Below are 26,521 nucleotides of genomic sequence, written 5' to 3'. Positions count from 1 at the left end.
CAGATTGAGGAGCATCCGTACTCGATAAGGCTTGGTGAAAAAACGTTCAGGAAAAAGGTTTCATCGACCGCATTGTTATAATATAACATGGCGAATTGTTTCCAACGATGGACCTGCTCATGAATGCGCTGACTCTGCCGGATATCGCCGCGCAGGCCGCACGCCAGGCCCTGCCCCTTGAGTGGGTGGGCATGTGTGGCATTGCCTTACCTGTGTTGTTTGATGGCCAGCGGATTGGCGCAACAGCGGATGCCGGCGTCAGCCTCGACGACGGCGAAGCTCGCGGCATTCACATGTCGCGCCTGTATCTGGCGCTGGAAATGCTCGAACAGGAAAACCTCACCCCGGCCCTGATGCGCCAGGTACTGCAACGTTTTCTCGACAGCCACGACGGTCTGTCCAGCAGTGCCTACCTGCGAATTCATGCCGATCTGCTGCTGAAACGCCCGGCCTTGATCAGCCCGTTGGCCGGCTGGAAAACCTATCCGGTGAGCATCGAGGCGCGTCTGAAAAACGCAATGTTCCACGTGGAACTAAAAATCGAGGTGCCTTATTCCTCGACGTGCCCCTGTTCAGCCGCGCTTTCCAGGCAGCTGATTCAGCAACAATTCATCGATGATTTCGCCAACCGGGCGCTGCACCATGAAGACATCCTGACCTGGCTCGGCTCCTCGAAAGGCATAGTCGCCACGCCCCACAGCCAGCGCAGCACCGCGCAATTGCAGTTGCGCCTGGACGACTTTCTCGACGAGTTGCCGTTGATGGCGGCAATCAACGACGCCGAAGCTGCCCTCGGCACCGCCGTGCAAACCGCGGTAAAACGCGCCGACGAACAAGCCTTCGCCCTGGCCAACGGGCAAAACCTGATGTTCTGCGAAGACGCCGCGCGCCGCCTGAACCTCGCCTTGCAACGCTCGCCAGGCATCCGCGCCTTCCAGGTGCGCGTGGTGCATGCCGAAAGCCTGCACGCCCATGACGCCGTGGCCGAGAGCCGCTGGAACTGGGAGCTCGCATGATCAGCCTGCAATCGCTGCGTTGGGGCGCGCCCGGCCAACCGCTGACGCCAGCACTCGACCTTGAGCTGGAGCCCGGCAGCCTGACCGCCATCATTGGCGCCAACGGCTCGGGAAAAAGCAGCCTGCTGAAAGTCATTGCCGGCCTGCAAAAACCCTTGGCCGGGAAGATCAAGTTGCAGGTCCCGCGCCGTGGCGGCCTGTCCTTTCTGCCTCAGCAGCAGTACCTCGACCGGCAGTTCCCCATCACCCTGCAGGAATTGGTGGCCGCCGGTTTCTGGGGCGATCGGCAAAGCGCGCAACAGCGTGCCGAACGCTTGCAACAGGTGCTCGAAGACTGGTGCCTGAGCGGCCTGGAACAACGCCCGCTGATGGCCCTGTCCGGTGGCGAATTGCAGCGTGCCCTGCTCGCCCGCCTGAGCCTCGCCGATGCCCCGCTGTTGCTGCTGGACGAACCCCACGCCGCCCTGGACGAACTGGGCCAGGCCCTGCTGTGGAAACACATCCATACCTGGCAGCAGCAAGGTCGCACGCAAATCGTGGTCTGCCATGACCTCGCCGCCGTGCGCCAGCACATCCCCCAGACCCTGCTGATCAAAGCCAGCGGTTGCCGGTTCGGCAGCAGCGAGGAACTGATCGTCCAACCCATTCAGATGCAGGTGGCCTGATGCTCGCCGCCGCCCAGCTTTGGCAGCCCTTCCACGAGTTCGTGTTCATGCGCCGGGCATTGCTCGGTGGCCTGGCGCTGGCATGCAGCACCGCACCGTTGGGAGTGTTCCTGATCCTGCGGCGCATGAGCCTGATCGGCGACGCCGTGGCCCACGGCATCCTCCCCGGCGCGGCGCTGGGCTTCTGGTTCGCCGGGTTGAGCCTGCCGGCACTGACGCTCGGCGGTCTTGGCGCCGGACTCGGCATGGCCGGCCTGGCCGCCTGGATTACCCGGCGCACCGGCTTGCGCGAGGACGCCAGCCTGGCCGCGATCTACCCGATTTCCCTGGCCAGCGGCGTGCTGATTCTCGGCCTCGCCGGCAAACGCCTGGACCTGCTGCACCTGCTGTTCGGCTCGGCCCTGGCGGTGGACGGGCCGACCCTGGAGGGCATGCTCTGGGTCTCCGGATTCAGCCTGCTGGCCATGGCGCTGATCTACAAAGCGTTGCTGCTGGACACCCTCGACCCACTATTCCTCAACAGCGTCAGCCGCCTCGGCCCCCTCGCCCACGGCCTGTTCCTGACCCTGGTGGTGCTGAACCTGGTGATCGGTTTCCAGGCCATCGGCGCCTTGATGGTGGTCGGCCTGATGATGCTGCCGGCCGCCGCTTCGCGTTTCTGGAGTCGCCGCCTGCCGGTGCTGATCGGCATTGCCGCGGTGCTCGGTTGCCTCTCGGTGTGGCTCGGCCTGTTGCTGTCGTTCCACTACTCGCTGCCCAGCGGCCCGGCCATCGTCCTGGTGGCGGGCGGCCTGTACCTGCTGTCCGTGGTGTTCGGTCCGGTGCACGGTCTGCTGCGCCGCCCGCCTTTGCTCACATCCCCATGAGGTGTTCCCCGATGCGTGCCCTACTCGTGCTCTTCAGTCTGTTGCTGCCGTTGTCGCTGTCGCCCGCCCAGGCCGCGGACAAACTCGCCGTGGTCACCAGCTTCAGTATCCTCGCCGACATCACCCGCCAGGTCGGCGGCGAGCACATCCAGATCACCGACATGGTCGGCCCGGACGCCGACGCCCACACCTACGAACCGACACCGGACGATGCCAAGGCCCTGCTCAAGGCCCGGCTGATCATCAAGAACGGCCTGGGTTTCGAACCCTGGCTGGATCGCCTGGTGGCCAGCACCGGCACCCGGGCCACGGTGATCACCGCCAGTCGCGGGGTGATCCCGCGCTCGCTGGATGAGGACGGCGAGACAGTGCCCGACCCGCACGCCTGGCACAACCTGGCGAACGCCGAACTCTATGTGGGCAACATCACCAAGGCGCTGGTCGCCGCCGACCCGGCGAACCAGGCCGACTACCAGCGCAACAGCCAGGCCTACCTGAAACGGATCTACGCGCTGCTGGCCGAGGCCAAGGCCAAGTTCGGCGCGCTGCCGCCGGGCAATCGCAAGATCGTCACCTCCCACGACGCCTTCGGTTATCTGGGGCAAGCCTACGGCATCGACTTCATGGCCCCACAAGGCCTGTCCACCGAACGCGAGCCCTCGGCCGCCGAAGTCGCGACGCTGATCACCCAGATCCGCAACGCCAGGGTCAAGGCGGTGTTCATGGAAAACATCAAGGACGCGCGCCTGCTCAAGCAGATCGCCGACGAAAGCGGCGCCCACATCGGCGGCACCCTGTACTCCGACGCCCTCGCCGCCCAGGGCCCGGCCAGCACTTTCACCGGGTTGTTCGAATACAACCTGAACACCCTGTACGACGCCCTGAGCCAGCCGTGAACAAGCGCCCTCCACTGTCGATGCTCGACCTGGAAAGCGCGCCCCTGGGCAGTGTTTGGCCGCTCACCGGAGTGCTCGATGCGCTGCCGTGGAACGCCGACGGCCTGATCGCCGCCATCGCCCAACAGCACGACAGCGGCGAGGTGCTGATGCTGGCCTGGATGAACCGCAAGGCGCTGGCCGAGACCCTGGCCAGCGGGCAGGTCTGCTACTGGTCGCGCTCGCGCCGGCAACTGTGGCGCAAGGGCGAAAGCTCGGGGCATCGCCAGCGCCTGCTCGAAGCGCGCCTGGACTGCGACGGCGACGCCGTCCTGCTGCTGGTGGACCAGCAAGGTCCGGCCTGCCACACCGGGCGCCCCAACTGTTTCTACAACGCCATTCGCAACGGCGCGGTGCAGGTCATCAGCGCGCCGCTACAGGAAACCCCAGCATGATTCGCAAGAACCCCTCCGGCGATCTGCCGGTCATCGCCGAGTCGGCCTATGTCGACAAGACCGCCATCATCTGCGGCAAGGTGGTGATCGGCGAGAACGTATTCGTCGGCCCCTACGCGGTGATCCGTGCCGACGAAGTCAACGAACAAGGCGCCATGGACCCGATCGTCATCGGCGCCAATTCGAACATCCAGGACGGCGTGGTGATCCACTCCAAATCCGGCGCGGCGGTGACCATCGGCGAGTTCACTTCCATCGCCCACCGCTCCATCGTCCATGGCCCGTGCACGGTCGGCGACCGGGTCTTCATCGGCTTCAACAGCGTGCTGTTCAACTGCGCGGTCGGCAACGGCAGCGTGGTGCGGCACAACTCGGTGGTCGATGGCCGCGACCTGCCGCAAGGCTTCTACGTGCCCTCCACCACCCGTATCGGGCCCAATACCGACCTCTCGCAGTTCCCGCCGGTCAGCGTCAGCGCCTCGGAGTTTTCCGAAGACGTGGCGCGCACCAACGTCGATCTGGTGCGCGGTTATAAAGCCCTGCAGAACGAGTTCTGAACATGAGCAGCGTGCTGATTCGCAACGCCCGGCTGGTCAATGAAGGACGCGAGTTCGACGCCGACCTTCTTGTGGACCACGGGCGCATCGTCAAGATCGCCAGCAGCATCGAAGGCGAGAATGCCCGCACCGAAATCGACGCCCAGGGCCAGTGGCTGCTGCCGGGCATGATCGACGACCAGGTGCATTTCCGCGATCCCGGCGCGCCGGAAAAAGGCAGCTTCTACAGCGAGTCGCGGGCGGCCGTGGCGGGTGGCATCACCAGTTTCATGGACATGCCCAACACCCAGCCCGCAACCCTGACCCTGGCCGCGCTGGAGGACAAGAAACGCCGGGCGGCGATCCACTCGGTGGCCAACTATGGCTTTCACTTCGGCGTCAGCCGCGACAACCTCGACACGGTCGCCGCCCTCGATCCGTGCCTGGTGGCCGGGGTCAAAGTGTTCATGGGCGCCTCCACCGGCAACATGCTGGTGGACGATCCGCAGGTCCTCGAGCGGTTGTTCGCCGAGGTGCCGACCATTCTCCTGGCGCACTGCGAACACACGCCCAGCATCCAGGCCAACGAGCGGCGCATGCAGGAGCGTTTCGGCGAAGCGATTCCCGCCGTGGCCCACTCCCTGATCCGCGATGCCGAAGCCTGCTATCGCTCCTCGTCGCTGGCAGTGGATCTGGCCAGGCGTCACGGCACGCGCCTGCATGTCTTGCACCTGACCACTGCCCGCGAACTGGAACTGTTCGAAGACCAGCCCCTGGTGCAAAAGCGCATCACCGCCGAAGTCTGCCTGCACCACCTGCTGTTCGACGATCGTGATTACGCGCGCCTCAAGCACCTGATCAAATGCAACCCAGCGATCAAGTCCCGCGCCGACCGCGACGCCCTGCGCCAGGCCTTGCTCGGCAACCGCCTGGATGTGATCGGCAGCGATCACGCGCCGCACACCTGGGCACAGAAACAGCTGCCCTACCGCCAGGCGCCTGCCGGGCTGCCGCTGGTGCAACACGCCCTGCCTGCCCTGCTGGAACTGGTGGCCGACGGCGTGCTGCCCATCACCACCCTGGTGGAGAAAACCAGCCACCGGGTCGCCGACCTGTTCGCCATTCCCGACCGCGGCTACCTGCGCGAAGGCTACTGGGCCGACCTGGTGCTGATCAGGCCCGAGCCCGAGGGCCTCGCCGTGGCCCAGCAACCGATCCTCGCCCAGTGCGGCTGGACGCCCTTCGCCGAACAGCGTTTCCGCCATAGCGTCGACACCACCCTGGTGTCGGGGCAACTGGCCTGGCACGCCGGGCGCCTGTACGACAACTGCCAGGGCCTGCCGCTGCGTTTTACCCGCTGATCCCTTCCCTGAATCCCTCCCCTGGAACACCAAGGAACACCCGATGATTCACATCACCCTGCCCGACGGCTCACAACGTGAGTACGACCAGCCGCTTTCCGTGTACGAGGTGGCCGCGAGCATCGGCCTCGGCCTGGCCAGGGCGGCCGTCGCCGGCCGGGTGAACGATCGACTGGTGGATTGCTCTTTCGTGCTCGAGGGCGATGCCCGGGTCAGCATCGTCACCGCCCGCGAGCCCGAGGGCCTGGAAATCCTGCGCCACTCCTGCGCGCATCTGCTGGCCATGGCGGTGAAGGAGTTGTACCCCTCGGCCCAGGTCACTATCGGCCCGGTGATCGAGGACGGCTTCTTTTACGACTTCGCCTACGAACGGCCCTTTACCCCCGACGACCTGCAGCGCATCGAAGCGCGCATGACCCGCCTGGCCGCGACCAACCATGCGGTACGCCGGCGCGAGCTGAGCCGTGACGACGCCCTGGAATACTTCGCCAGCCTGGGCGAGCACTACAAGGCCGAGCTGATCCACGACATCCCGCAGGACCAGGTGCTGTCGCTGTACCGCCAGGGCGATTTCGAAGACCTGTGCCGTGGCCCCCACGTGCCGTTCACTGGCATCCTCCAGGCGTTCAAGCTGACCAAGGTCGCCGGTGCCTACTGGCGCGGCGACGCCAGGAACGCCCCGCTGCAACGGATCTACGGTACCTGCTGGGCCACGCCGAAAGACCTCAAGGACTACCTGACCCGCCTGGAAGAAGCCGGCAAGCGCGACCACCGCAAGCTCGGACAGCAACTGGACCTGTTCCACTTCGACGACTGCGCGCCGGGCTCGGTGTTCTGGCATGCCAAGGGCTGGACCCTGTTCCAGCAACTGATCGGCTACATGCGCCGGCGCCAGGACCAGGCCGGCTATCAGGAAGTGAACACCCCGGACGTGATGGATCGCAGCCTCTGGGAAACCTCCGGGCACTGGCAGAACTACCGCGACCATATGTTCAGCACCACCACCGAAGACCAGCGGGTGTTCGCCCTCAAGCCGATGAACTGCCCCGGCGCGGTGTCGATCTTCAGCCGCGGCCTGAAAAGCTACCGCGACCTGCCGCTGCGCATCGCCGAGTTCGGCAAGGTGCATCGCTACGAACCCTCCGGCGCGTTGCACGGGTTGCTGCGGGTGCGCCACTTCACCCAGGACGACGCGCACATCTTCTGCACCCCGGCGCAGATGCAGGCGGAATGCGCGAGCACCATCGCCCTGGTCTTCGACATCTATCGCGACTTCGGCTTCCACGACGTCGTGGTCAAGCTCTCCACCCGGCCGGCCCATCGCATCGGCAGCGACGCGCTGTGGGACCAGCTGGAAGGCGCCTTGTCCGGCGCCCTGGAAACGATGGCGATCGACTACCGGATCAACCCCGGCGAAGGCGCGTTCTACGGCCCGAAACTGGAGTTCGTGCTGCGCGACGCCATCGGCCGCGACTGGCAATGCGGCACCCTGCAGGTCGATCTCAACCTGCCGGAACGTTTCGATATCAGCTACATCGACGAGCACGGCGAACGCCAGCGCCCGGTGATGCTGCATCGCGCGCTGTTCGGTTCCCTGGAGCGTTTTATCGGCATCCTCATCGAGCATTACAGCGGCGCCCTGCCCTGCTGGCTGGCGCCACGGCAGGCGGTGGTGATCAACATCAGCGAAGGCCAGGCGGACTATGCCCGGTCGGTGGCCGACAGCCTGTCACGCCAGGGCCTGCGAGCCAGCGCCGACCTGCGCAACGAGAAGATCAGCTACAAGATCCGCGAGCACAGCCTGCAAAAGGTGCCGTACCTGCTGGTGGTGGGCGACAAGGAAAAGGACGGGGGATTTGTCAGCTTGCGCAGCCGCAATGGCGAGGACCTGGGGCGGTGGGCGGTGAGCGAGGTGGTGGAGCGCTTGCGGGTGGAGTTGTAGCGACAGACGCCATCGCGAGCAAGCTCGCTCCTACAGGTTTAATACGATCCCCTGTAGGAGCGAGCTTGCTCGCGATGCTCTTAGGCTCTTGGCTTGACCGTCCCGCAATCCTGCCCCAGCCACACCGCGCGGGTGTCCATGCTGCCCTTCTGCTGGAAGCCGGTGGCATTGAAGGTGCCGATGACGTTGGTGGTGAACTCGCGATCGCTGAGGAATTTCGCCACGCCCGAGCCCTGGGCTTTCGGGCAGCTGAAGCGGAATTTCCACTGGTTGGAGGTGCGGTCGGTGACCTCCTGGCGGCAACCCGATTGCGGGTCCTGCAACGGGATGGTGTCGGACTTCACCTGCTCCGGCGTCAGGCACACGCGGATGCCCTTGCCGCCCATGGTCACGCCCTGCTTCTCCAACTGCGCCCGTTGCTCGGGCGTCAGCTGTTGTTGCAACTGACCGAGAATCAACGACAGGTCCGGCAGGCTCTGGTCATCGACTTTCATGTTGCTGGTGGTCAGTTCCCACAGGCCCGGTTGCAGCATCTGGGCCTGCGCGGCCAGCGGAAGCGAGACAACGGCAGCCATGGCCAAACCCAGTAGACGAAGCTTCATCGAATGACTCCTAGACAGTAGTGGCCGTTAGACGCCAAAAATGCAGCGGCGTTGCATGGCGAATTAATTAGCGACAATCATGCTCGAACATGGTCTGTTAGGGTCTGCAACGAAGAGTTGGCGAGCAAGGCCGCGCCTGTTTGCACATAGCGCCGAAGGCGCCCGGCGCTCCGCTTTTCATACGGACCCCAGCATTGAATCTTCAGGAGCAAGGCTGTCCCCATGGATTATTTTGGCCCACATATTTTTGGCTATCTGATTGCCCTGCTGCACTTTCTCGGCCTGATCGCCGCCATCCACGCCGTGCTGACCGTCAGGACCGCCCAAGGCTCCATCGCCTGGGCCCTGTCGCTGTTGTTCATGCCGTACCTGACCCTTATCCCTTATCTGGTGTTCGGCCGCAGCACCTTCGATGCCTATATCAAGGCCCGGCGCCAGGCCAACCTGGAGATGCGCAAGGCGATCAACGAGCTGAACTGGCGCCCCTGGATCGAGGAGGCCCTGAGCGCCCGCGCCTCCGCCGCCTACACCTCGCTGCGGGCCATGCCCAAGCTGGGGCGCATGCCCTGCCTGGCCAGCAACCATGTACAACTGCTGGTCAACGGCGATGCCACCTTCGCCGCGATTTTCGCGGCCATCGAACGCGCCCGCACGGCGGTGCTGATCCAGTTCTTCATCATCCACGACGACGATCTTGGCCGACGCCTGCAAGAGTTGCTGCTGAAAAAGGCTAGCGAAGGCGTGGCGATCCACCTGCTCTACGACCGCATCGGCAGCCACTCCCTGCCCCACGCCTATGTGCAGCCCCTGCGCGATGCCGGCATCCAGGTGCATGCCTTCGCCACCCGCAGCGGCTGGCTCAACCGCTTCCAGATCAACTTTCGCAATCACCGCAAGATAGTGGTGGTGGATGGCCTGCTGGGGTTTGTCGGCGGGCATAACGTGGGCGACGAATACCTGGGGAAAAAACCGCCTCTGGCGCCCTGGCGCGATACCCATGTTTCGGTCAGCGGTCCGGTGGTGGCCTGCCTGCAGGAATCCTTCGCCGAAGACTGGTTCTGGGCCTCGCGGCAATTGCCACCGCTGATCCTGCCGGACACCTACCCCGACGACGGCGTGCTGTGCCAGGTGCTGGCCAGCGGCCCGGCGGACCCTTATGAAACCTGCTCGCTGTTCTTCGTCGAAGCCATCCACGCGGCGACCGAACGGGTGTGGATCACCAGCCCCTATTTCGTCCCCGACGAGGCCGTGTTCGCCGCCTTGCGCCTGGCCGCCCTGCGCGGGGTGGATGTGCGGATCCTCCTGCCGTCGCGCGCGGACCACCGGATCGTCTACGCGGCCTCCAGCCTGTACGCCTTCGAAGCCGTACGCGCCGGGGTGCGGGTGTTCCGTTACCAGCCCGGTTTCCTGCACCAGAAAGTGGTGCTGATCGACAGCGAAATCAGCGCGATCGGCAGCGCCAACCTGGACAACCGCTCGTTCCGCCTGAATTTCGAGGTGATGTTGCTGACCGTGGACGAAGCCTTCGCCAGGGAGGTGGAACAGATGCTCAACCTCGACTTCGAGCGTTCCCGCGAAATCGCCAAAGAAGAAAGCCGGGAAACCCACCGCCTGCAACAGCTTGGCATGCGGGTCGCCCGGCTTATTTCACCGATTCTTTAGCGTCGGTGTTTCATGAGTAATACAGGTCGTCGCGAGTCCAGGGCAGCTCATGGCTGCCATCAGCGTGAGCCTTGACCGCGAGAATCTGGTGCAGGTTGATCCAGCCGCGGGCGAAGGCATAGGCACAGCCGGCCAGGTACAGGCGCCAGATGCGCAAGGCCTGTTCCGGCACCAGCCGGGAGGCGGCTTCCAGGTTGTCTTCCAGACGCTCGCTCCAGTGGTCCAGGGTGCGGGCGTAATGCAGGCGCAGGCTTTCCACGTCGACGATCTCCAGCCCCGCTTCGCTGATCTCGGCCGAGATCATCGCCAGGTGCGGCAGCTCGCCATTGGGGAACACATACTTCTCGATGAAGTCGCCGGCTCCACGGCCCACGGGACGTCCATCGGTGTGCTTGGCGGTGATCCCGTGGTTCATCACCAGGCCGCCTTCGCGCACCGCGCCGAACAGTGTCTTGCAGTACTGCGCCAGGTTGGCGTGGCCCACGTGCTCGAACATGCCGACGCTCACCACCTTGTCGAAACGGCCGTCCTGGGGCAGGTCGCGGTAGTCCAGCAATTGCAGTTCCACCAGGTCCTGCAAGCCTTCGGCGGCCACCCGCTCCCTGGCCAGCGCCAGCTGTTCCTTGCTCAGGGTGATACCGAAGACCTTGACCCCGAATTCTCGCGCCGCATACCGCGCCAGCCCGCCCCAGCCGCAACCGACATCCAGCAGGTACTCGCCGGGCTGCAAGCGCAACTTGCGGCACAGGTGGCGAAACTTGGCCTGTTGGGCCTGTTCCAGGCTTTCACTGCCGGTCTCGAAATAGGCGCAGGAATAGGCCATGTCGCTGTCGAGCCACAGCTGGTAGAAGTCGTTGGAAAGGTCGTAGTGGTAGGAGATGGCGGCCGCATCGGTGGCCTTGTCGTGCAGGGAACGTACCGGCAGCGCTTCTTCCTCGCCGTCCAGCAGTGCCTGGCTCAGTTCATCGCAAACCCGGATGACTTCGCTGATAGAGCCTTCCAGCTCAAGTTTGCCCTCGACGAACGCCGCCCCCAGCGCGTCGAGAGTGGGATGGGCGAGCTGGGTGACCAGTTGCGGGTCCTTGACCACAATAGTGACGCTGGGCGCCGGCCCCAGGTTGAACTCGTGGCCATCCCAGAGTCGCAGGCGTAGCGGTAGTTGCAGATTCTGTAAGGCCGGTGGAAGTTGCGCGAGCATGGATAATCCCCCTTGTTTCAGACGTCTGAGTGAGGTTAGACCATACTGAAAAATTAGCAGGCTATCGATCTGATAGCTGAAATTCATCAGTGCCGGCAGTGCCACAATCCCTGCTGAACAGCCAGCCGACCGTCCCGGAAGCTGGGCCCTCTTCACAGATGACCGCCAAGCGGGCGCACAGTTCGACCTAGTTTAATTCTAGCTCCAGACGCTCAAACCCGCGCTTTCCACCCGACTCTTCAAGCCCGCCCCTACAGCTTCAACAACGGCTCCTGGAAACGCAGCAAACGCCCGGCATTGCCCAGCACCAGCAAGGTGCTGAGGTTATGCAGCAGCGCCGCGATCATCGCCCCCGCCGCGCCAAGCCAGCCGAACGCGGCAAAGGCGACGATGGCCAGGGTCCAGCCCAGGCCGATGATCACATTGACCTGCAGGGTCTGGCGGCACTGGCGACTCAGGCGCACACAGGTGCCGAGGCGCCGCAGGTCGCTGCCGATCAACACGATATCGGCCGACGCCAGGGCAATGTCCGCCCCGCCCGCGCCCATGGCCACACCGACCACGCCGGCCTTGAGCGCCAGGGAATCGTTGATCCCGTCGCCCACCACCATCGGCCGGAAACCGCTGTCGATTTCCCCCAGCACGCGCTTGAGTTTGTCTTCCGGCAGCGCCTGGGCTTCGACATCGCCGATGCCGACATCCCGCGCCAGGCTGGCGGCCACGCTCTGGCGGTCACCGGTCAGCAACAGCTGGCGGCCCAGCCCCAGTTCGCGCAGCTCGTCGAGGGCAAAACGCGCTTCCGGCTTGACGCTGTCGGCCAGCAACAGCCAGGCGAGAAACTCACCGTTCAGCGCCAGCCCGGCAATCGGACCGTCATGTTCGGGCACTGCCGTAGTGGCGATACCGAGCTGGCCGAACAGCTCGGGGCGCCCCAGGGCGGCCTCGCCCTGTTCGGTCTGCGCCACCACTCCCAGCCCCTGGCGCTCGCGAATATCCGACAACACCAGGAAATGCTCCTGGGCCACCAGGCCGGCCAGCGCGCGGCTGACCGGGTGGCTGCTGGCCGAACCGAGGCTCGCCGCCAGGTTCAGCAAAGCCTGGCGATCTTCCCGCGGGCTATCGATGGACTGCAGGCGCAAGGTGCCGAAGGTCAGGGTGCCGGTCTTGTCCACCACCAGCGAGGTCAGGTCCGCCAGTTCCTCGAGGAACGCCGAGCTGCGAATCAGGATGCCGTGCCGCGCCGCCACGGCGATCCCGGCAATCGCCGTGGCCGGCGCGGACAGCACCAGGGCACAGGGACAGGCAGCCACCAGCACCGCGAGCATCGCCTGGGCATCGTGGGTGATGAACCAGGTCACCGCCGCCAGCAGCAACACCAGCACCATGTAGCTGCCGGCGTAACGTTCGAGCAAACGGGTGATCGGCGGCTTGGAACGCTCGGCGCTTTGCATCAGCGCGATGACCTTGCCCAGGGTCGATTCGTGGCCGGTGCGGGTCACTTCCAGGCGTAACAGGCCGTCGAGGTTGATCGCCCCGCCGAACACCTGCATGCCGACATCGGCCTCCAGCGGCACTGACTCGCCAGTGATCGGTGCGGTGTCGAGGCTGGCTTGCCCGGAAAGTACCAGGCCGTCGGCGGGTACCCGGTCGCCGGCGCGCACTTCGACGATATCGCCGGCCTTGAGCGTGGCGTTGTCCACTTCCAGAATGCTGCCGTCGGCCTGCACCCGTCGCGCATGGCTGCGGGTCAAGCGGCCCAGGGCATGAATGGCTTCCTGGGAGCCGATGACGCTGCGCTCTTCCAGCACGTGGCCGAAGATCATGATGATCGGCAACAGCGCCGCGGTCAGCAGGTCGCCGGTGGCCCAGGCGCCGAGCATGGCCAGGGCGATCAATTGGTCGGTGATGCCATGCAGGCTCGGGTAACGCAGGCTGTACCAGGCCGAACGCATCACCGGCAGCGCCACCAGCAACGAGGCGAACCCCAGCAGTAACTGGCTGACGCCGGTCTGCTCCGGGGCCAGCCAGCGCCAGACCAGGCCCAGGCCGAGCAGCCCCAACGCGAGCATGGCCAGGGTCAGCTGACGCGCGGCGCTGCGTTGTTCGGCAGAGGTGAGCATGCTCGCCGGCGCGGCGGCATGGGTGTGAACAGTCATGGTTGGGCTCCCTGAATGATCAGGCGGGAATCGTCTTTGGGATTGACCGTGGTCACCGAGCCGGCCTGCCCAAGGATCTTCGGCAAGCGCTCACGGTAGATACGCAAGAGCATTTCCGGGTCGGTGCCGTTGCGTTGCGCCTGGGCCAGGCCCTGGATGGTCGCGGTATCGGCCTGGGCCTTGGCCAGGCGCTCACCGGCCTGGGCGTGCGCCACCTGCAAGGTGCGGTCGGCCTGTTCGTTGGCGGTTTGCGTGAGTTTTTCGGCTTCGGTGCGGGCATTGGCCACCGCCTTGTCGGCCTGCTGGCTGGCAGTCAATACCGCATTGAAGGCGCTGACCGCGGGCCCCGGCAAACTGGACTGGACGTCGACCCGAGTCACCTCGATGCCAATCCCCTGCCCGGTCGCCGCCAGATCCGCCAGGCGCTGATTGATGCCTTGCACCAGATCACCGCGCAGCCGTTCGCGGCGCTCGGCGGCTTGGTTGTCGGCCCCGATCAGTTCCGGACGCGCCACCAAAATGGTGTCCAGATCGCGGGCGGCGGTCAAGGCCAGGGCACTGCGGGTCACCAGCCGATCCAGCGCCGGCAATACATGCTCGCCCTGCAATACAAAGGCATAAGGCTCGGTGACCTTGTAGAACACCCGCACATCCAGTTGCACCACCCCGGCGTCGCCGGTCAGCAGATAACCGGAGCCGGCCAGGGCATCGCTCAGCGGTACGGCGAAACTGGCCACCTTGTCACCCTTTAAGGCCGCATCGGAACGCAGCAGGCTTTCCACCCGGCGTTCGATCACCCGGTCTGCGGCGGGCAACAGCACCACCTGTTCGAACGGCTGCGGCCAGGCCAGTAACAAGCCGGCGTTCTGGATGCGATTCAGGGCACCAAAATGCAGGACTACCGCGCGGCTCTGTGGATCGATCTGCCGCACATTGGAAAACGCCCAGGCCAGGGCTGCCAGCACGGTCACCGCATACAAGGCGAGAAACGCCAGGCGACCGGCCTGAATCCATGGGCTGCCCAGTTCATGTGTTCCACGTGGAACCAAACTCATGGTTGCGACCCGGCGGCTTTATTGCCGAGCGTCGGTGGCCCGTCCACCAGCACCCGGAACGGCGCGGCATCGGTGCGCAGAATCAGCTTGGTGCCTGGGGTCACCACCGTGCCCAAGGTGTCCAGCGAACGCAGCAGGTTGTACAGCTGCGGCGATCCGGCATAGGCGCGGCCGTAGATCTCCGCCGCCTGCACCCGCGATTGCGCTTCGATGTCCGCGGCTTTCACCGTGGCATCAGCCTGAACGATGCGCGCATCGCGCTCGGCGGCGGAACGGATTTGCGCCGCTTCGCGCTTGCCGATGGCCGTGCGTTCGGTGGCGATGGTTTCACGCTCGGCGCGCATGCGGTCGACGGTGGCGGTCAAGGTCACGGAGGGCAGGGTCAGGCGCTCGACGCCAACTTGCAGCACACGCACGCCATAAGTGCTCAGCAACTGCTGTTCGATCTGTTTGCGCAACTGGGCTTCGAAGTCGGCGATGCGCACCTTGCTGGCATCGGTGTTCACCAGATTGGCCAGGTCAAAACTACTGGCGGTGGTTTCCAGGGCCGAGCCGACAAAGGTGCGGATCTGTCGCGCCGCTTCGTCCGGCTGGTTCTGCACCGCGCGCATAAAGCGCTTCACGTTGTCCGCATCGCCCTGCACCTGCCACGCCACATAGGCCTGGACGATGATGCGCAGACCGTCGCGGGTACCCACATCCTGCAAACCGCTGGAGGTGGTGCGCAGGCGCAGGTCCACCGGGATCGCCGCCTCGAACGGTGCCGGCCAGCGCCAGCCGAGGCCCGGTTCCAGCAACACCCGCGCCGGGTTGCCGAAACGGGTAATCACCGTGGCTTCGCCGGAGCGCACTTGCACCAGGCTCGCCGCGGCGACGGCGAACAACACCAGCAACAGCGCCCAGGCCATGCGCCGCCAGGGAAAGGGCCCCGCCTCTTCCGGCGCGCCGTGGTGGTGATGATGGTGTCCGTGGTGATGGCCGCCGTGGCCGTGATCGTGGCCGGCGTGATCCTGATGATCGTGGGAATGGGACTGGCTCAATGGACGGCTCCTGGCTGAGCGGTGTTACCCGGTACCGAAGGCTCGGTCGGCAAAGTGAATGTACGCAGGTCGAGGGTCGGTGCGTCGGCGCCACCCAGGCGATGATCGAGCACCAGCAACTTGGCGTTGCGCAGGCCCTGGCTCAGCTGGCTCAAATACTGCTCCAGCACGAATGCCTGGCCGGCGCTGGCATAGGCCTTTTGCTCGGCGCTGAACCGCAGGTCGGCCGCTTGCGCCGTGGCCTGCACTTCATGGGCCGTGGCCTGGGCCTGATCGCGAGCGATGCTGGCCTGCAACTGTGCCTGGTTGGTCTGCTCGCTGGCCGCGCCGCGCTCGCGGGAGATCAGCGCCTGGGCGCCGATCTGCGCGGCCTGGACGCCGTGATAAGCATTGGCGGCGCCGGCCGGCGGGTGAATGGCCTCGACCACGGTGGCGAGAATCTCCACCCCGCTGTCGAGTTTCTCCAGGTCGGCCTGCACCGCGCGGCCGATATCCTCGGCCAGGTTGGTACGGTCTTCGCCCAGCAGGCCGTCGAGGGTGCGCGAGGCGAAGTCGTGGACCAGGATGCGGCTGGCGGTGCTGCGGATCAGCATCGGGATGTCGGCGCTGTTGTAAGTCGCCGCCAGGGCCGCCTGATCGCTCAGGCCGATGCGATAGACGAAGCGCACGTCCATATTGACGATCTGGAAGCTCTGCTTGTCGGCAGCGCCGCTGGCAATCACCTGGGACTTGTCGTTGACATGGCTGGCGTCCCACAAGCGGTTGGCCACCAGCGGTGGCGGCCCTTCGGCGGAGGCCGGTTCGATCACGCCGGGCACTTCGCCGACGCTGGTGGCCAGCTCGTGCACCACGCCGTTCTCGACACTCAGCACCCGGCCCAGCGGCCAAGGCAGCCCTGCGTGAAAACCCGGCCCAAAGACCGCCACCGGCTTGCCGAAACGCTCGTAGATGCCCCGCCCCTGCAACGGCACTTCATGCAGGCCAGTGAGCAGCCAGCCCACCCCGAGCACCACCAGCAGCACCGGCAGGAACGCGCGGCGCATATAAGTGAAGGCCCAGATCTGCCGCAGGTCGATGCCGAAGCGGTTGTGCAATTCGTGCTGCAAGGCCAGCAAGGGTTGCGGCGGCCAGCGCAGCAGATCGGCGACCACGCTGTGGGCCAGCATGCGCGGCTCCAGTTGCGCGCGACGCGGGCTGAACAGCGAAAGCACCGCACGCAGCAGGAACTCCAGGGCCACCAGCCCCGGCAACACGCCGATCAGCACGCCCAGGCGCACCGGCCAGAGCGCCGTGTCGCTGCTGAACAACAGGCACAGCGCCGCCAACACCAGGCTGATGATCGCCACTCGCGCCAACTGCGCCAGCGCCGCGGCTTCCGGCCATTCGCCGGGGTGTTCCTGGCTCAGCTGGCGCTCGAACACCAGCAAACCGAAGGCCAGCAACAGCGCCAGCACCGCGCCGACATTGCCCGCCAGGCCCAGGCTCGCTACGGGCAGGCTGAGGTTCCACGTCTGCTCGATCACCAACAGTACCAGCAAGGCCCAACCGCCCAGCCACAAGGTCGGCGCGCCGATCTGCGCCAACACACTGGACCAACGCCGGCTGATGCCCTCCAGCAGCCGCTCGTACCAGCCGTCGTCGGATAGCGGTTCATCCGCAACCGGCTCCGGGCTCGGCGCCTCCTCCGGCGCCCGTAACGCACCCGCGCGCCAGGCACTGACCCAGCCCGCCGCCTGCAGGCCGCCGACCAGCACCAGCAAGGCCGCGGCCAGATTGACCAGCAACGCCGGCCATAAGGATTGCGGGGCAAACAGGCCGACGAAAAACGCCAACACCAGCCCCACCCCGGCCAGCCCCGCCAGCCCGATGCCCCAACGCTTCAGACGGCGTTCGTGAAAGGCCGCCCGCTGAAACCTCGGCAAGGCTTCGACCCCCGCCCCTTCAGTCTCAAGATCGACTTGCATAGCACCCCAACGCTGGTCGTTAACCCATTCCGGCCTGTGGATAACTCTCCGGCAGGCCGCTGTATTTGTCACAAATCGTTACGATATAACGATAGTAGTGAAATTTTTGTCCCTTACCTATGCCTTTATTTGCCATGGGCGCGTCACAAACCCAGGGAAAACCGCTGCTGTGCTGATGCCAGCCCGCGAGATCTGTGGCCATAATCCGTGGCCCAATTTGTGACAAGGAAACGTCCAGCCATGCTCTCCATCTACCAGCTCAAACCGCGCTTCCAGAACCTGCTGCGGCCATGGGTCCAGCGCCTGTACGACAATGGCACCACGGCCAACCAGATCACCGTGCTGGCGGGAGTGATTTCGGTGCTGGTGGGCGCCCTGATCGCCAGCTTCGCCAGCCACCTCTGGCTGTTTATCCTGATCCCGCTGTGGATGATCCTGCGCATGGCGCTGAACGCTATCGACGGCATGCTGGCCCGGGAATTCGGCCAGCAATCGCGCCTGGGCGCCTACCTCAACGAATTGTGCGACGTGATTGCCGACAGTGCGCTAATCCTGCCCTTCGCACTGATTGCCGGCGTCAGCCTGCCGCTGGTCCTGTTGGTCACGCTGCTGGCGCTGTTCAGCGAATACGCCGGCGTGCTGGGGCCGATGATCGGTGCCTCCCGCCGCTACGACGGGCCCATGGGCAAGAGCGACCGGGCGTTCGTGCTCGGCGTGCTGGCCACCGGCATCGCCCTGGGCTGGCTGAGCGCCGCCTGGATCAACGGCGTGCTGGCGCTGGTCGCCGCGTTGTTGGTCTACACCTTGATCAACCGGGTCCGACAGGGCCTGCTCGACGTACAACAGCAAGACACCCAACGACAAGAAGTCCAGCAAAACGCCCCCTCGGAATAAGGAAGTTGCCATGCGCGAAGCTCTCCACCAGACCTTCACCACCCACGACGGCGTCGAGCTGTTCTACCGCCACTGGCCGGCCACCGCCGCCCCCTCGGACGCCCCGCGCCAGGCCGTGCTGCTGTTCCACCGTGGTCATGAACACTCCGCGCGCATCGCCCACCTGGTGGACGAACTGGACCTGCCGGCCTTCGATTTCTTCGCCTGGGATGCCCGCGGCCACGGCCAATCGCCCGGCGCCCGGGGCGACAGCCCGAGCTTCGCCACCAGCGTGCGCGACGTGCAGACCTTCTGCGATCACCTGCGGGCCAGCCACGGCATCGACGAAGAACACATGGCCGTGGTGGCCCAGAGCGTCGGCGCGGTAATTGCCGCCACCTGGGTCCACGATTACGCGCCGCGCATCCGCGCCCTGGTGCTGGCGTCGCCGGCGTTCAAGGTCAAGCTCTACGTGCCTTTCGCCCGCCCGGGCCTGGCGCTGATGCGGCGTTTTCGCGGCAACTTTTTCGTCAACAGCTACGTCAAGGCGCGCTTCCTCAGCCACGACCCGGCGCGCGTGGCCTCCTATGACAGCGACCCGCTGATCACCAAGGCGATCTCGGTGAACGTGCTGCTCGGCCTGTACGAAGCCGCCGAACGGGTGGTGGCCGATGCCCAGGCAATCCAGGTGCCGACCCAGTTGCTGATCTCCGGCGCCGACTTCGTCGTCCATCGCCGGCCCCAGGAGCAGTTCTTCGAGCGCCTGGGCAGCCTGCACAAGGAAAAACACATCCTGCCGGGCTTCTTCCACGACACCCTCGGCGAGAAGGCCCGGGCCCCGGCCGTCGCCAGCGCCCGGCGCTTCATCCTGCAGAACTTCGCGCGACCGCTGAACCGCCCTGCCCTGCTCGACGCCGACCGCCTGGGCCTGACCTGCGCCGAGTCCGAGGCGCTGGCGGCGCCCCTGCCGCATAACTCCCTGCGTGACCTGTACTGGCGCATGACCCGCGCCAGCATGCGCCTGGGCAGCCAGCTCTCGGCCGGGGTCAAGCTGGGTTTCGACAGCGGTTTCGACTCCGGCAGCACCCTGGACTACGTGTACCGCAACCAAGCGACCGGCACCTCGGCCCTGGGCCGGATGATCGACCGCAACTACCTGGACTCCATCGGCTGGCGCGGTATTCGCCAACGCAAGCTGCATGTGGAAGAACTGCTGCGCCTGGCCATGGAAAAACTGCGCGCCGAGCAGCGCGAAGTGCGCATCGTCGACATCGCCGCCGGCCACGGGCGCTACATTCTCGAAGCCTTGCAGGGGGTCAGCCCGCTGCCGGAGTCGATCCTGCTGCGCGACTACAGCGACATCAACGTGCGCGACGGCAGCGCGTTGATCGCCGAGAAAGGCCTGGGCGAGATTGCCCGCTTCGTCAAAGCCGACGCCTTCGACCGCGACGACCTCGCGGCCCTGGCGCCCAAACCGACGCTGGCGGTGGTCTCCGGCCTGTACGAGCTGTTCGCCGACAACCAGATGGTCAGCGATTCCCTGGCGGGCCTGGCCGCCGCCGTGGAGCCTGGCGGTTACCTGGTCTACACCGGGCAACCGTGGCACCCGCAGCTGGAGCTGATCGCTCGCGCCCTGACCAGCCACCGCGCGGGCCAGGCCTGGGTCATGCGTCGCCGGACCCAGGCCGAGATGGACCAACTGGTGGAAGCCGCGGGGTTCCGCCGGATCACCCTGCGCGTCGATCAGTGGGGCATTTTCAGCGTGTCGCTGGCGCAGCGGGTGCAATGATGACGGTCGCCGCGACATACACCCGCGAGCCCGGCCTGCTGAAACCCGCGGTGCTCTGGCTGTTGCTGCTGGCGCCACTGTTTTTCGGCACCTACGGCTTCGCCACCTGGGTCACCGCGCAACGCGCCGAGGTCGGCAGCCTGGTGTTCGACTGGGAGCGGCAGATGCCGTTCTGGGCCTGGAGCATCGTGCCCTACTGGTCGATCGACCTGCTGTACGGCTTTTCCCTGCTGTTGCCCACCAGCCGCGAAGAGCTCAAGCGCCACGCCCTGCGGCTGCTGACCGCGCAAGCCATCGCCGTCAGTTGCTTCCTGCTCTGGCCGCTGCGTTTCACCTTCCAGCGCCCGGAACTGGATGGCCTGTTCGGCTGGCTGTTCGACGTGCTGGCCGGCTTCGACAAGCCGTTCAATCAGGCGCCGTCACTGCACATCGCGCTGCTGGTGGTGCTGTGGGTCTGCTACGCGCGGCATGTCCAGGGCGCCTGGCGCTGGCTGGTGCACGGCTGGTTCGCGCTGATCGGCGTGTCGGTGCTGACCACTTATCAACACCACTTTATCGACGTGCCCACAGGCGCCCTGGCCGGTTGGCTGTGCGTCTGGCTGTGGCCGCTGGACCGCCCAGGGATGCTGCACAACCTGCGCCTGGCCCGCGACCGCCAGCGCTGGCGCCTGGCGTTGCGCTACGCCCTCGGCGCCGTGGCGCTCGCCATCCCGGCCTTCATCTGCGGCGGGGCCTGGCTGTGGCTGCTATGGCCGGCGGTGGCCCTGCTGCTGGTGGCGTTGAACTATGGGCTGTTCGACGCCAAGGGTTTCCAGAAGGGCGCGGACGGCCGCCTGGGCAACGCCACGCGCTGGCTGCTGGCGCCTTATCTGGCGGCGGCCTGGATCAATTCCCGGCTGTGGACACGCCAGCATCCACAGCCCGACGAGGTTGTGGATAACGTCTGGCTGGGGCGTATCCCGACCCCGGGCGAGCTGCAGGACAGCCCGTTCAGCGCGGTGCTCGACCTGTGCGCCGAACTGTCCATGGACGGTCGCCACCTGGCCTATCGCTGCGTGCCGGTGCTCGACCTGACCGCGCCCACCACCGAGCAATGCCGCGAGGCCGCGCAAGCCATCGAAAGCCTGCGCGAGCACGCGCCGTTGCTGGTCTGCTGCGCCCTGGGTTATTCGCGCAGCGCCACCGCCGTGGCCGCGTGGCTGTTGTACACAGGCCGCGCCGCCAGCGTCGATGCGGCCATCGTGCAGATCCGCCGCGCACGCCCGCAGATCGTCCTGCAACCCGCACACCGCAAGGCCCTGGAGCCTTTATCCACAGCCCAGGGGAGCGCCCATGGCCACTGATATGGAACTGCATGCGGTGGCCAGCCTGTTGCGCCGCGGGCATTCGCTGGACCTGTTATCCACAGGCCTGAGCCTGCTCGGCGCCCTGCTCGGCTTCGGTCAGTGGTTGCTCGGCGTGTCCGCTCCCTGGGCCATCGTCCTGAGTGTTGCCCTGCTGGTGCTGGGCTTGCTGCAAAAGTACTGGGCGCTGCGGGTGGCCTTCGATGCCGAGCTGTTCCAGCGAGTGGCGGACAGCCCGCTGCCGCTGGCCGAGCGCAGCGCCGCCCTGGACCAGGCGCTGAGCGCCCTCAACCTGCAACCGGCGAACGCCGGCGGCCGCCCGTGGCAACAACGCAGCCACGGCGCCCTCAACCTGTTGCGTCGCCAGGCCTGGCTGCTGGCGGCGCAAGTACTGCTGACACTGGGCTTCATCCTGGCCAGCCCCTGGCTGGCCGTCGCCGGATAAGGAATTCTCATGCTCGAACCCCTGGTCGCCACCCTCATCACCTCCGCCGCCCGTACCATCACCGGGGCGCGCAGCCTGTGGCTCGGCTGCGGGCCGCAGGCGGTGCAACGCATCTACTTCGCCAACCACAGCAGCCACGGCGACTTCGTGCTGCTCTGGGCCTCGCTTCCGCCCGCGCTGCGCAAGGTGACGCGGCCGGTGGCCGGCGCCGATTACTGGCAGACCCGCCCCCTGCGCCGCTACATCATCAACCGCGTGTTCAACGGCGTGCTGATCGACCGCGAGCGCAAGGAGCCTGTGGATAACCCCTTGCAGCCGATGCTCGACGCCCTGGCCAACGGCGATTCGCTGATCATCTTCCCCGAAGGCACGCGCAACCTGGAGGAGGAAGGCCTGCTGCCGTTCAAGAGCGGCCTCTACCATCTGGCGAAAAGTTACCCACAGGCCCAGGTGATCCCGGTGTGGATCGCCAACCTCAACCGTGTGATGCCCAAGGGCCGTTTCCTGCCCCTGCCGCTGTTATGTACCACCAGCTTCGGCGCGCCGCTGTCCCTCGAGGACGGCGAAAGCAAAGAGCACTTCCTCGAACGCAGCCGCGCAGCGCTGCTGGCCATGGCCCCGGAGCATTCTTGAGATGGATAGGCAAACCCTGATGTTGTTCGGCGGGATCGGCGCGGTACTGGTGCTGGCCTCGCTGATCGGTTTTCTGCTCAAGCTGCGCAGCCGTGGCGCGCCGAGCTCGGTGATCGATAACCTCAATGCGCGCATCAACGCCTGGTGGGTGATGGTGCTGGTGATCGGCATCGCCTTCTGGCTCGGCACCAGCGCGGTGATCCTGCTGTTCTACGCGGTGTCCTTCTACGCCCTGCGCGAGTTCCTGACCCTGATGCCGACCCGACGCAGCGACTACCCGGCGCTGGTGGCGGCGTTCTACCTGGCCCTGCCGGTGCAATACCTGCTGATCTACTTCGACTGGTACGGGCTGTTCTCGATCTTCATCCCGGTCTATGTGTTCCTGCTGCTGCCGATCCTCGCGTCCCTGGGCGGCGACAGCACGCACTTCCTGGAACGTGCCTCCAAGGTCCAGTGGGGGCTGATGATCGCGGTGTTCTGCGTGTCGTTCGTGCCGGCGCTGCTGACCCTGGATATCGCCGGCTACGAAGGGCGCAACCTGCTGCTGATCGCTTACCTGGTGATCGTGGTGCAGATGTCGGACGTGTTGCAGTACGTCTGTGGAAAACTCTTCGGCAAACGCAAGATCGCCCCGCGGCTGTCGCCATCCAAGACCGTGGAAGGTTTTGTCGGCGGCATCCTCCTGGCCTCGCTGATCGGCGGCGCGCTGTGGTGGATCACCCCGTTCACTATCTGGCAGTCGTTCCTGATCGCCCTGCTGATCAACCTGCTGGGCTTCGCCGGCGGCATCGTCATGTCGGCGATCAAGCGCGACCGCGGGGTGAAGGACTGGGGCCACATGATCGAAGGCCACGGCGGCATGCTCGACCGCCTGGACTCGGTGTGTTTCGCCGCGCCGATCTTCTTCCACCTCGTGCGCTACTGGTGGACCTGAACACCCACACCCTTCTTCTGTAGGAGCGAAGCTTGCTCACGATGCAGCCAATACGGTCTTGTCGCTAAACCGCATTGGCCGCATCGCGAGCAATCAAGCATCAACCGGCCGCGCCTACAGCAAATATGAATTCCTCTCCTTGACCGCCCGCCCTTCGCACGCCCATATTACGGTCATAATTTTTTGCTCGACTACCTTTAAACTCTTCTTTGCGATCGCAGGAGAACAGCCATGAGCAGCTACGACGTCGTCATCCTCGGTGGGGGTCCCGGTGGCTACAACGCCGCCATTCGCGCCGGCCAGCTGGGCCTCAAGGCCGCCTGCGTCGAAGGTCGCGCCACCCTCGGCGGCACCTGCCTGAACGTCGGCTGCATGCCGTCCAAGGCTTTGCTGCACGCCTCGGAGCTATACGACGCGGCCATGGGCAAGGAATTCGCCGAACTGGGCATCGAGGTCCAGCCCAGCCTCAACCTCGCCCAGATGATGAAGCAGAAGAACGACAGCGTGGCCGGCCTGACCAAGGGCATCGAGTTCCTGTTTCGCAAGAACAAGGTCGACTGGATCAAGGGCTGGGGCCATATCGACGGCCCCGGCCAGGTCACGGTCACCGACAGCGCCGGCGGCAAGACCCGGTTGCAGGCCAGGGACATCGTGATCGCCACCGGCTCCGAGCCGACGCCACTGCCCGGGGTGGAGATCGACAACCGACGCATCCTCGACTCCACCGGCGCGCTGTCTCTCGGCGAAGTGCCCCGGCACCTGGTGGTGATCGGCGCCGGGGTGATCGGCCTGGAGCTGGGTTCGGTCTGGCGGCGCCTGGGGGCCCAGGTGACGGTGGTCGAGTACCTGGACCGCATCTGCCCCGGGGTCGATGGCGAGGCCGGCAAGACCCTGCAACGGGCCCTGGCCAAGCAGGGGATCGCCTTCAGGCTCGGCACCAAGGTCAGCAGCGCCAGCACCTCGGCCAATGGCGTGCAGTTGAGTATCGAGCCGGCAGCGGGCGGCACCGCGGAGCTGCTGGAAGCCGACTATGTGCTGGTAGCCATCGGGCGCCGGCCTTATACCCAGGGCCTGGGGTTGGAGAACGTCGGCCTGAGCACCGACCCGCGCGGCATGCTCGCCAACCGCCAGCACCGCACCGAGGCTCCCGGCGTGTGGGTGATTGGCGACGTCACGTCCGGGCCGATGCTGGCCCACAAGGCCGAGGACGAGGCCATGGCCTGCATCGAGCAGATCGTCGGCAAGGCCGGCGAAGTGAACTACAACCTGATCCCCAGTGTGATCTACACCAAGCCGGAGCTGGCCAGCGTCGGCAAGACCGAAGAGCAGCTCAAGGCCGAGGGCCGGGCCTACAAGGCCGGCAAGTTCCCTTTCACGGCCAACAGCCGGGCCAAGATCAACCACGAGACCGAAGGTTTCGCCAAGGTCCTGGCGGACGCGCAGACCGATGAAATCCTCGGCGTGCATTTAGTAGGACCGAGCGTCAGCGAAATGATCGGTGAATACTGCGTGGCCATGGAGTTTTCCGCCTCGGCCGAAGACATCGCCCTGACCTGCCACCCACACCCGACCCGCTCCGAGGCGTTGCGCCAGGCAGCGATGGATGTCGAGGGAATGGCGACGCAGATGTAGAGCCCGGTCCCGCCCCTGTAGCCGCTGCCGCAGGCTGCGATCGCGACCGAAGGGCGCGCAAGCTCTCAAGATCGCCGAAGGCCTTCGGCCTTATCGTCCGAACGCGGTCCGAGCCTTCGGCAGCGGCTACAGATGATCGCGTCAGGCCGGTAAATGCCCCAGCGGCAGCGCGCCTGGGGTTTTCACCGTGTGGATCGCGAAGTTGCTGCGGATATCGCTGACGCCCGGCAGTTTCAGCAGGCTGCCGGTGAGAAAACGGTCGTAGGCGCGCAGGTCCGGCACCACCACCTGCAGCAGGAAGTCCGACTCGCCAGACACCAGGAACGCCGAAAGCACCTCAGGCAGCGCCGTCACCGCCTTGTGGAAGGCTTCGGAATGCTCGTCGGTGTGCCGCTCGACCTTGACCCCGACGAACACCGTCAGCCCCAGGCCCACTTCATCGCGATCGAGGTTGGCCTGGTAGCCGCGAATCACCCCGGCTTCTTCCAGCATCCGTACCCGGCGCAGGCAGGGCGAAGGAGACAGGCCGATCTCCTCCGCCAGTTGCACGTTGCTCAGGCGGCCGTCGCGCTGCAGGGCGGCGAGAATCTTGCGGTCGTAGGCGTCCAGTTTCATTTTTGGCATTTTCCGATAGTCACTCCATGTCCAGGTGGAAGATTATGCCCATTTCCACCTCCTTGCTGGCTGACTACGCAAGCACCTGCCCAGCCCTTCGGCCCTAGACTCTACCTACCGAATCGACAACGAAAGGGAGTGGCAAGGTGGCGCAACTGTGGATGTTTTTCCTGGCATTGGCGGTGGTCTATCTGCTGCCCGGCCCCGACATGATCCTCCTGCTGCAAACCGGCGCCCGCCAGGGCAAGGGCCTGGCGCTGGCCACCGCGGTGGGCCTGGCGATTGCCCGGGGCTGTCATGTGGCGCTGGCGGCATTGGGCCTGGCCGCCCTGTTCAAGGCCGCGCCCTGGACCTTCGAGGTGGTGCGCCTGGGCGGGGCCGCCTACCTGTTGTGGCTCGGCGTGCAATGCCTGCGGGCCAACCTGCTGCCCAGCCTGCAGGATGGCGAGGCCGCGAGCGCCCTACGCTGGCGCGAAGCGATCCGCCGCGGCCTGCTGACCAACCTGCTCAACCCCAAGGCGCTGCTGTTCTGCTCGGTGCTGCTGCCCCAGTTCATCGACCCGCAGGCCGGCCCCGTGGCCGCGCAGTTCGCCAGCCTCGGTTTGCTGCTGGTATTGGTGGGGTTGCTGTTCGACAGCGCCTACGCCCTGGCCGGCGCCTGGATCGGCCGCTGGCTGGCGCACAACCGCGCCGCCCAGCGGGTCCAGCAATGGCTGTTCGGCAGCCTGCTGATCGGCTTCGCCGTGCGCCTGACTTTCGTGCAACAGGCCTGAAGCAGACCCTGTAGCTGCTGCCGCAGGCTCGGGCCGCGTTCGGACGATCGCGACCGAAGGGCGCGCAGGGTCGCAAGATCGCCGAAGGCCT

Annotated in this window: 24 protein-coding genes; 17 read left to right on the top strand and 7 right to left on the bottom strand. The window is 65.7% G+C overall.

Going from position 1 to position 26,521, the window contains the following annotated elements; translation table 11 throughout:
- Nucleotides 1-119 precede the first annotated feature (119 nt).
- Genes folE2 through thrS form a run of 8 tightly spaced genes read left to right on the top strand, consistent with a single transcriptional unit; the run spans nucleotide 120 to nucleotide 7,716 of the window.
- The gene (gene folE2 / locus CRO75_RS04750) at nucleotides 120-1,016 is read left to right on the top strand and encodes a GTP cyclohydrolase FolE2 (protein ID WP_097134723.1); all 897 of its coding nucleotides are present in this window, start codon (nucleotides 120-122) and stop codon (nucleotides 1,014-1,016) included.
- Nucleotides 1,013-1,681: an ATP-binding cassette domain-containing protein gene (locus CRO75_RS04745; RefSeq protein WP_097134592.1), complete on the top strand. Its 669-nt coding sequence runs from the start codon at nucleotides 1,013-1,015 to the stop codon at nucleotides 1,679-1,681. The genes folE2 and CRO75_RS04745 overlap by 4 nt, the downstream gene beginning before the upstream one ends.
- Complete coding sequence (locus CRO75_RS04740) at nucleotides 1,681-2,547, top strand: metal ABC transporter permease (RefSeq protein ID WP_085532710.1); 867 nt, start codon at nucleotides 1,681-1,683, stop codon at nucleotides 2,545-2,547. Before CRO75_RS04745 ends, CRO75_RS04740 begins: the two co-directional genes overlap by 1 nt.
- Before the next feature lie 11 nt (nucleotides 2,548-2,558).
- Nucleotides 2,559-3,443, top strand: coding sequence for a metal ABC transporter substrate-binding protein (locus tag CRO75_RS04735; RefSeq protein WP_097134591.1), 885 nt, complete (start codon nucleotides 2,559-2,561; stop codon nucleotides 3,441-3,443).
- On the top strand, nucleotides 3,440-3,877 hold the full coding sequence (gene hisI / locus CRO75_RS04730) for a phosphoribosyl-AMP cyclohydrolase (protein WP_097134590.1): 438 nt from the start codon (nucleotides 3,440-3,442) through the stop codon (nucleotides 3,875-3,877). Before CRO75_RS04735 ends, hisI begins: the two co-directional genes overlap by 4 nt.
- Nucleotides 3,874-4,434 (top strand): carbonate dehydratase, encoded by a 561-nt coding sequence (locus CRO75_RS04725; protein ID WP_053263163.1) that lies wholly within the window; start codon nucleotides 3,874-3,876, stop codon nucleotides 4,432-4,434. The genes hisI and CRO75_RS04725 overlap by 4 nt, the downstream gene beginning before the upstream one ends.
- A gap of 2 nt (nucleotides 4,435-4,436) precedes the next feature.
- Complete coding sequence (locus CRO75_RS04720) at nucleotides 4,437-5,774, top strand: dihydroorotase (RefSeq protein WP_097134589.1); 1,338 nt, start codon at nucleotides 4,437-4,439, stop codon at nucleotides 5,772-5,774.
- Nucleotides 5,775-5,817: 43 nt separating this feature from the next.
- On the top strand, nucleotides 5,818-7,716 hold the full coding sequence (thrS, locus tag CRO75_RS04715) for a threonine--tRNA ligase (protein ID WP_097134588.1): 1,899 nt from the start codon (nucleotides 5,818-5,820) through the stop codon (nucleotides 7,714-7,716).
- An 80-nt stretch (nucleotides 7,717-7,796) separates the two neighbouring features.
- Here thrS and CRO75_RS04710 read toward each other — a convergent pair whose 3' ends face one another.
- Nucleotides 7,797-8,318 carry a DUF3617 domain-containing protein gene (locus tag CRO75_RS04710; RefSeq protein WP_007927620.1) on the bottom strand — a complete coding sequence of 174 codons (522 nt, stop codon included), beginning with the start codon at nucleotides 8,316-8,318 and terminating at the stop codon, nucleotides 7,797-7,799.
- Nucleotides 8,319-8,540: 222 nt separating this feature from the next.
- Between CRO75_RS04710 and cls the strand changes: the two genes are divergently transcribed.
- Nucleotides 8,541-9,980: a cardiolipin synthase gene (gene cls, locus CRO75_RS04705; protein ID WP_097134587.1), complete on the top strand. Its 1,440-nt coding sequence runs from the start codon at nucleotides 8,541-8,543 to the stop codon at nucleotides 9,978-9,980.
- A 10-nt stretch (nucleotides 9,981-9,990) separates the two neighbouring features.
- Here the strand turns inward: cls and cfaB are convergent, their stop codons facing one another.
- The 5 genes from cfaB to CRO75_RS04680 all read right to left on the bottom strand — a co-directional run bounded on the left by cfaB (nucleotide 9,991) and on the right by CRO75_RS04680 (nucleotide 17,393).
- Nucleotides 9,991-11,178, bottom strand: a complete 1,188-nt coding sequence (gene cfaB, locus CRO75_RS04700; protein WP_062824178.1) for a C17 cyclopropane fatty acid synthase CfaB — start codon at nucleotides 11,176-11,178, stop codon at nucleotides 9,991-9,993.
- Nucleotides 11,179-11,429: 251 nt separating this feature from the next.
- Nucleotides 11,430-13,334, bottom strand: coding sequence for a cation-translocating P-type ATPase (locus tag CRO75_RS04695; RefSeq protein WP_097134586.1), 1,905 nt, complete (start codon nucleotides 13,332-13,334; stop codon nucleotides 11,430-11,432).
- On the bottom strand, nucleotides 13,331-14,389 hold the full coding sequence (locus CRO75_RS04690) for a protease modulator HflK (RefSeq protein ID WP_097134585.1): 1,059 nt from the start codon (nucleotides 14,387-14,389) through the stop codon (nucleotides 13,331-13,333). The genes CRO75_RS04695 and CRO75_RS04690 overlap by 4 nt, the downstream gene beginning before the upstream one ends.
- Nucleotides 14,386-15,429 carry a protease modulator HflC gene (locus tag CRO75_RS04685; protein WP_007927627.1) on the bottom strand — a complete coding sequence of 348 codons (1,044 nt, stop codon included), beginning with the start codon at nucleotides 15,427-15,429 and terminating at the stop codon, nucleotides 14,386-14,388. Before CRO75_RS04685 ends, CRO75_RS04690 begins: the two co-directional genes overlap by 4 nt.
- A complete protein-coding gene (locus CRO75_RS04680) occupies nucleotides 15,426-17,393 on the bottom strand; it encodes a protease modulator HflK (RefSeq protein ID WP_097134584.1) in 1,968 nt (655 codons plus the stop codon). The genes CRO75_RS04685 and CRO75_RS04680 overlap by 4 nt, the downstream gene beginning before the upstream one ends.
- Before the next feature lie 240 nt (nucleotides 17,394-17,633).
- On the opposite strand from CRO75_RS04680, the gene CRO75_RS04675 reads away from it, so the two are divergent.
- The 7 genes from CRO75_RS04675 (at nucleotide 17,634) to lpdA (ending at nucleotide 25,042) form a co-directional block, all read left to right on the top strand.
- The gene (locus tag CRO75_RS04675) at nucleotides 17,634-18,287 is read left to right on the top strand and encodes a CDP-alcohol phosphatidyltransferase family protein (protein ID WP_009041421.1); all 654 of its coding nucleotides are present in this window, start codon (nucleotides 17,634-17,636) and stop codon (nucleotides 18,285-18,287) included.
- A gap of 10 nt (nucleotides 18,288-18,297) precedes the next feature.
- Nucleotides 18,298-20,055: a bifunctional alpha/beta hydrolase/class I SAM-dependent methyltransferase gene (locus CRO75_RS04670; RefSeq protein WP_097134583.1), complete on the top strand. Its 1,758-nt coding sequence runs from the start codon at nucleotides 18,298-18,300 to the stop codon at nucleotides 20,053-20,055.
- On the top strand, nucleotides 20,055-21,398 hold the full coding sequence (locus CRO75_RS04665; protein ID WP_097134722.1) for a phosphatase PAP2/dual specificity phosphatase family protein: 1,344 nt from the start codon (nucleotides 20,055-20,057) through the stop codon (nucleotides 21,396-21,398). Before CRO75_RS04670 ends, CRO75_RS04665 begins: the two co-directional genes overlap by 1 nt.
- Nucleotides 21,388-21,843 (top strand): hypothetical protein, encoded by a 456-nt coding sequence (locus CRO75_RS04660; RefSeq protein ID WP_009041424.1) that lies wholly within the window; start codon nucleotides 21,388-21,390, stop codon nucleotides 21,841-21,843. Before CRO75_RS04665 ends, CRO75_RS04660 begins: the two co-directional genes overlap by 11 nt.
- A gap of 9 nt (nucleotides 21,844-21,852) precedes the next feature.
- Complete coding sequence (locus tag CRO75_RS04655) at nucleotides 21,853-22,476, top strand: lysophospholipid acyltransferase family protein (protein WP_062824171.1); 624 nt, start codon at nucleotides 21,853-21,855, stop codon at nucleotides 22,474-22,476.
- A 1-nt stretch (nucleotide 22,477) separates the two neighbouring features.
- Complete coding sequence (locus CRO75_RS04650) at nucleotides 22,478-23,410, top strand: phosphatidate cytidylyltransferase (RefSeq protein WP_007927638.1); 933 nt, start codon at nucleotides 22,478-22,480, stop codon at nucleotides 23,408-23,410.
- Nucleotides 23,411-23,641: 231 nt separating this feature from the next.
- Nucleotides 23,642-25,042 carry a dihydrolipoyl dehydrogenase gene (gene lpdA, locus CRO75_RS04645; protein WP_097134582.1) on the top strand — a complete coding sequence of 467 codons (1,401 nt, stop codon included), beginning with the start codon at nucleotides 23,642-23,644 and terminating at the stop codon, nucleotides 25,040-25,042.
- A 141-nt stretch (nucleotides 25,043-25,183) separates the two neighbouring features.
- On the opposite strand, the gene CRO75_RS04640 is transcribed toward lpdA, so the two are convergent.
- On the bottom strand, nucleotides 25,184-25,657 hold the full coding sequence (locus CRO75_RS04640) for an Lrp/AsnC family transcriptional regulator (RefSeq protein WP_009051665.1): 474 nt from the start codon (nucleotides 25,655-25,657) through the stop codon (nucleotides 25,184-25,186).
- 146 nt (nucleotides 25,658-25,803) lie between these two features.
- On the opposite strand from CRO75_RS04640, the gene CRO75_RS04635 reads away from it, so the two are divergent.
- Nucleotides 25,804-26,430 carry a LysE family translocator gene (locus CRO75_RS04635; RefSeq protein ID WP_087087387.1) on the top strand — a complete coding sequence of 209 codons (627 nt, stop codon included), beginning with the start codon at nucleotides 25,804-25,806 and terminating at the stop codon, nucleotides 26,428-26,430.
- Nucleotides 26,431-26,521 lie beyond the last annotated feature (91 nt).

The sequence above is a fragment of the Pseudomonas sp. LAMO17WK12:I10 genome, assembly GCF_900215185.1.
Classification (GTDB): domain Bacteria; phylum Pseudomonadota; class Gammaproteobacteria; order Pseudomonadales; family Pseudomonadaceae; genus Aquipseudomonas; species Aquipseudomonas chlororaphis.
Note: the sequence above shows the minus strand (reverse complement) of the source record. Positions and strands in the feature narration are given on the sequence as shown.